We start from the raw sequence: 5,957 nt of genomic DNA, 5'->3' as shown, positions 1-5,957 counted from the left end.
CCCTATATCAGTCTGGATGATGCTGAGATCAAAAATAAAAAAACCGATAGAAAGTTAATTTATCAAGTCGCTGTGGCCGGTTTTGCCTTCGGAAACATCATGATGCTTTCTTTTCCTGAGTATTTCCAGATGGATGAGTACTGGCTGAATAGATTCAAACCGTTTTTCCGGGCCTTGATGTTGCTGCTGTCCTTACCCGCTTTATTCTATTCAGGAAAGGATTATTTGATATCAGCCTATAAAGGACTCAGTCATGGTATCCTGAATATAGACGTACCGATTTCACTTGGAATACTGGTTTTATTCTTTCGAAGCACCTATGAGATTGTCACCAATACAGGACAAGGGTATTTTGATAGCCTGACAGGGCTTATCTTTTTTTTACTTTTAGGAAAGATCTTTCAACAAAAAACATATAGCTTTCTTTCTTTCGAAAGAGATTATAAATCATACTTCCCTATAGCCGTTACCAGAATCACAAAAGACCGATCAGAAGAGAACATAAGCGTTAGTGACATTGAGGCAGGGGATAGAATTTTGATACGAAACGAAGAAATCATACCAGTAGACAGTATCCTTATAAATGGAAATGGCATGATCGATTATAGTTTTGTAACAGGCGAATCCTTACCTCTGACTAAAATATCAGGCGAGAAACTATTCGCCGGTGGTAAACAAACCAATGGAGCCATCGAATTAGAGGCGATACAATCCGTAAAACAAAGTTACCTCACCCAGCTTTGGAGCAACGATATATTCAAGGAAAATGAGTCGAAAAATATAAAAACGCTTACCGACAGTATTTCAAAACAATTCACGATCATCATCCTTAGCATTGCCGTTTTGGCTGGAATTTACTGGTATATGATTGATAAACGGGCTGCTTTCCAGGTGGTATCAGCTATTTTGATTATTGCCTGCCCCTGTGCCCTTGCCTTGTCAGCACCCTTTGCTTTGGGAAATATGATTCGGATTTTTGGCAAAAACAAGTTTTATTTAAAAAACACGCAGGTGATTGAATCTATGTCAAAAGTTGATAGCCTGGTATTTGATAAAACAGGTACCATCACTTCGAATAAGGAAGCGCAGATCGACTATCTCGGAGATCCGTTGAACTCATTGGAAAGAGGTATGCTCAAGCTACTTTTAAAATCCTCTAATCATCCATTGAGCCGCATGCTTTATGACAGCATTGAGGAGAAAGAGACAGGCTTGATTCATGAATTTGAGGAGATTGTATCCAAAGGAATAAAAGCCGAAGTAAATGACATCAGCATCCAACTGGGGTCTGCCTCCTTTGTCGGGAGTGATGAGGAACAAAGCCTTGATACGGTCATTTATGTGAAAATAGGACGAAAAGTAAAAGGGAAGTTTATTTTTAAAAATGCCTACAGAAAGGGCTTGGACAATATGATCCAAGACCTGGAAACCGATTATCAAATCGCATTACTTTCCGGCGATAATGAGGGTGAAAAAACAAATCTGTCAAAAATCTTCCCTGCTGAAAGTCAGACACTTTTCAACCAAAAACCAGAGGACAAACTAGAATTCATCAAAAAGAAACAGAAAGAGGGCGAAAAAATTATGATGTTTGGGGATGGCTTAAATGATGCCGGAGCCTTGGCTCAAAGCAATGTAGGAATTGCAATTTCTGAGAACATCAATGTATTTTCACCGGCCTGTGATGGAATTTTGGATGCTAAAAAATTCAAACTCCTCCCAAAATTCATTGTATTATCTCATAAAACCATGCTGGTTATCAAAATAAGTTTTGTGATATCTTTTCTGTATAATATTGTAGGCCTACTCTTTGCTGTTACTGGAAACCTCTCACCCATCGTCGCCGCCATTCTCATGCCGATAAGTTCTATATCGGTCGTTTTATTTGCAACTCTTAGCACCAATTATTTAGCAAAAAAAATACTATCTTAGCCTAGATTAAACTTTAAGTTAAATTTTAAAAACATGATATTTATCATGTTTGTACTTTTTAAGTTTTTGTTTATTTGTTCCAACTAAAAAAATCAGTAATGAATATCATATTCATGCTCATCATTGCAAGTCTTTTCATTGCAATCCTATTTTTTATTTTGTTCGTTAAATCGGTGAAAACCGGTCAGTATGATGACGTGTATACGCCATCGGTAAGAATGCTGTTTGACGATGAACTTGTGAAAGACAAAAAATCAGACAAAAAGAGTAATCAAAAAACAATCAACTAATTATTAACTAAATTTTTCAAATGGAAAAAGAACAATTTTATTACGACAACAAAATAGTAAAAATGTTTCTTGTTGCTACCGTGCTTTGGGGTGTGGTAGGAATGTTGGTAGGCCTGTTAGTGGCCTTTCTTTTTATTTTCCCAAATTATATGGAGGGAATTTCATGGCTAAGTTTTGGAAGGTTAAGACCTTTACATACCAATGCTGTAATTTTTGCCTTTGTAGGGAATAGCATTTTTATGGGAATTTATTATTCCATGCAGCGTTTGTTAAAAACAAGAATGTTCAGTGACACCTTAAGTAAAATTCACTTCTGGGGTTGGCAATTAATTATTGTAGCGGCAGCTATAACACTGCCTTTAGGGTATACCAGCTCAAAAGAATATGCTGAATTAGAATGGCCGATTGATATTGCCATTACCCTGATCTGGGTAGTTATGGGGATCAACATGATCGGAACCATCTTAAAGAGAAGGCAACGTCATATTTATGTGGCCATCTGGTTTTACCTCGCTACCTTAATCACTGTAGCGGTGTTACACATTTTTAACAACCTTGAATTACCGGTTTCAGCATTTAAGAGTTATTCCATTTATGCAGGAGTGCAAGATGCGCTTGTTCAATGGTGGTACGGACATAATGCCGTGGCTTTTTTCTTAACAACACCTGTATTAGGTTTGATGTATTACTTTGTTCCTAAAGTAGCCAACAGACCTGTATATTCGTACCGATTATCCATCATTCACTTTTGGTCGTTGATCTTTATTTATATCTGGGCAGGACCACATCATTTATTGTATACAGCCTTACCAGAATGGGCACAAAATCTAGGGACCGTTTTCTCCGTGATGCTGATATTCCCTTCATGGGGTGGTATGATTAATGGATTATTAACCTTGAGAGGAGCCTGGGATAAGGTGCGAGAAAACCCCGTTCTTAAGTTTTTTGTTGTGGCCATTACCGGTTATGGTATGTCTACCTTTGAAGGACCGATGTTGTCATTTAAGTCATTAAATGCCATTGGACATTATACAGATTGGATCGTTGGGCATGTGCATATTGGAGCATTGGCCTGGAATGGTTTTATGGCTGCCGGTATTATTTACTGGTTGGTCGAAAAACTTTGGAAGACAGAACTATTCTCGAAAAAATTAGCCAATGTCCATTTTTGGTTGGGAACCTTAGGGATTCTATTTTATGCACTTCCCTTGTATGTAGCCGGATTTACACAGGCTGCGATGTGGAAACAATTCAACCCTGACGGAACACTTGTTTATGGTAATTTCCTTGAAACGGTTACACAGATCATGCCTATGTATATGATGCGCGCCTTTGGTGGCACATTATACCTGGCTGGTTTCATATTACTTGCCTATAATGTGATCAGAACCGCTCAGGCTGGTTCGGCAGTAGAAGATGAACTGGCAGAAGCTGCTCCGTTGAAAAAAATCACCTCAAGACGAATTGCTGGTGAGGGGCTTCACACCTGGTTGGAAAGAAGAACTATATTATTCACCTTTTTAGTGGTAATTGCCGTTGCCATAGGTGGCGCTGTAGAGATTATTCCTTTGCTTACCGTGGATTCAAATATTCCGAAAATTACTTCTGTAAAACCATATACACCTCTGGAACTTGAAGGACGTGATATATATATCAGAGAAGGCTGTAATAATTGTCATTCACAAATGATCAGGCCGTTTAGATCTGAAGTTGAACGTTATGGTGAATATTCAAAAGCGGGTGAATTTGTTTACGACTTCCCGTTCCTTTGGGGCTCTAAAAGAACAGGACCAGATGTACACCGCGTCGGTGGCAAGTATAACGACAACTGGCACTTTAACCATATGTTAGATCCGAGAACAACTTCTCCAGGTTCTATCATGCCTCAATATCCTTGGTTGATTACGGATGATCTGGATATTTCCAATACGGCTAACAAAGTAAATGCCATGGTATTATTGGGTGTTCCCTATTCACAGTTTGAACTTGACAAATCAGTTTATTTACTGAAAAATCAAGCGATTGAAATTGAGAAAAATCTGAGACAAGATCCAGAGTATGTGAAGAATTATGGAGATGCTAATATTCAAGATAAAGAAATTGTTGCACTCATTGCATATTTACAGAGATTAGGAACAGATATTAAAGCTGAAACCGCAGAAAACTAGACCTATGTTAAAGTATATAAAACATCATGTAGATACAATTGTAGGGGTTGAAATATATCCTATTATTTCGCTATTACTATTTTTTATGGTATTCACTTCAATGCTGATTTTTGTGTTGAAAATGCCAAAAAAAAATATAGAAGAATTAAGCAATCTACCATTAGATAACGATATAAAAAACAACGATCATGAGTGATAAAAAACAACTAAGCGGTTGGAAAAAATTTCTCTATTCGATGACCAAAGCCCATGATTTGGCTTCAGAAGAAGAAATAATGACTGACCATGATTATGACGGAATTAAAGAATTAGACAATGTACTTCCTCCCTGGTGGAAGTATGGATTTTACATTACTATAGCCATAGGGATCTTTTATTATGTGCAGGTGTTCACCAATTCAGAAGAATACAGTCAGGAAAAAGAATATGCGGCTGAAGTTGAAAAAGGAAAACAAGAAGTAGAAGCCTATAAGGCAGCCAATCCAGAACTTTTCAAACTTGATATAACCTTGCTTACGGATGAAGCTAGTTTAGCAGCGGGTAAGCAAAGTTTTGACACCTATTGTGTCGCCTGTCATATGGCAGATGGTGGTGGTGGTATTGGCCCTAACCTAACGGATGATCAATGGATTCTCGGTGGTGGTATGGAAAATATTTTAAAAACCTTAAATGAGGGAGGTCGTGCCGGAAAAGGGATGATTTCTTGGAAAAATACATTTGATAATGACCAGCTTCAACAGCTTGCGAGTTATGTGATTTCTTTAAATGGAACCACACCCGCAAATCCAAAAGCTGCTGAAGGTGATATCACTTGGAGCAAACAGTAGTTTCACGCTTAGTTCTCGCTTAGGTGAACTGCTGTGTTTTTGATTTTTTTAGTTAGTAGTAGAAAAGGCTACGCTTGTCCTGAACAGACATTGTAGCCTTTTCAAATACCCCCGAAGATGAACAATAACGAAAAAGAAAACTTTAGAGACAGCATTGCAACCATTGACAAGGAAGGAAAGAGAAATTTCATCCATCCTAAAAAACCAAATGGAAGGTATACCAATTACAGGACTTATGTGAGCTGGTTTTATTGGCCATATTATTTGCTTCTCCGTTCATTAAAATCAATGGAAATCAATTTTTACTTTTTAATATCATCGATAGAAAATTCAATATATTCGGGCAGCCTTTCTGGCCCCAGGATTTTTACTTATTGGTTTTATCGCTCCTGGTTTCCGTAGTCTTTATCATTTTATTTACTGTAATTTTTGGTCGGATTTTTTGTGGATGGATGTGCCCACAAACCATTTTTATGGAAATGATTTTTAGAAAAATCGAGTATTTCATAGAGGGCGATCGCAACAAACAAATCAAACTTGAGAAACAGGAATGGAATGCCGAAAAAATCACTAAAAAAACGATTAAATGGACACTTTTCGCCATGGTGTCATTTTTAATAGCCAATGCATTTCTCGCCTATTTTATTGGAGGTGACATATTGATACAACACATATTAGATGGGCCAGTTGCTCATGTAGACACTTTTGTAAAACTTCTGGTATTTACAGCTGTTTTTTAT

4 protein-coding genes and 1 pseudogene are annotated in these 5,957 nt (G+C 37.5%); all 5 read left to right on the top strand.

Annotated features, from left to right (window positions below):
• A partial coding sequence (locus ACR2MV_RS01990; RefSeq protein WP_434020212.1) for a heavy metal translocating P-type ATPase occupies nt 1-1,932 on the top strand: 1,932 nt, incomplete at its 5' end.
• A 98-nt stretch (nt 1,933-2,030) separates the two neighbouring features.
• Nucleotides 2,031-2,222 (top strand): cbb3-type cytochrome oxidase assembly protein CcoS, encoded by a 192-nt coding sequence (gene ccoS, locus ACR2MV_RS01985; protein ID WP_434020210.1) that lies wholly within the window; start codon nt 2,031-2,033, stop codon nt 2,220-2,222.
• 20 nt (nt 2,223-2,242) lie between these two features.
• Nucleotides 2,243-4,390: a cytochrome-c oxidase, cbb3-type subunit I gene (ccoN, locus tag ACR2MV_RS01980; protein ID WP_434020209.1), complete on the top strand. Its 2,148-nt coding sequence runs from the start codon at nt 2,243-2,245 to the stop codon at nt 4,388-4,390.
• Nucleotides 4,391-4,578: 188 nt separating this feature from the next.
• On the top strand, nt 4,579-5,217 hold the full coding sequence (locus ACR2MV_RS01975; protein WP_434020208.1) for a cbb3-type cytochrome c oxidase N-terminal domain-containing protein: 639 nt from the start codon (nt 4,579-4,581) through the stop codon (nt 5,215-5,217).
• 117 nt (nt 5,218-5,334) lie between these two features.
• Nucleotides 5,335-5,957 (top strand): annotated as a pseudogene (locus ACR2MV_RS01970) (4Fe-4S binding protein); the annotation flags it as partial.

The organism is Lutimonas sp. (assembly GCF_051011215.1).
Taxonomy (GTDB): domain Bacteria; phylum Bacteroidota; class Bacteroidia; order Flavobacteriales; family Flavobacteriaceae; genus Lutimonas.
Note: the sequence above shows the minus strand (reverse complement) of the source record. Positions and strands in the feature narration are given on the sequence as shown.

Coding starts and splice junctions, on each gene's coding strand:
- ccoS (WP_434020210.1), top strand. CDS start 2,031: ATGAATATCATATTCATGCTCATCATTGCAAGTCTTTTCATTGCAATC.
- ccoN (WP_434020209.1), top strand. CDS start 2,243: ATGGAAAAAGAACAATTTTATTACGACAACAAAATAGTAAAAATGTTT.
- ACR2MV_RS01975 (WP_434020208.1), top strand. CDS start 4,579: ATGAGTGATAAAAAACAACTAAGCGGTTGGAAAAAATTTCTCTATTCG.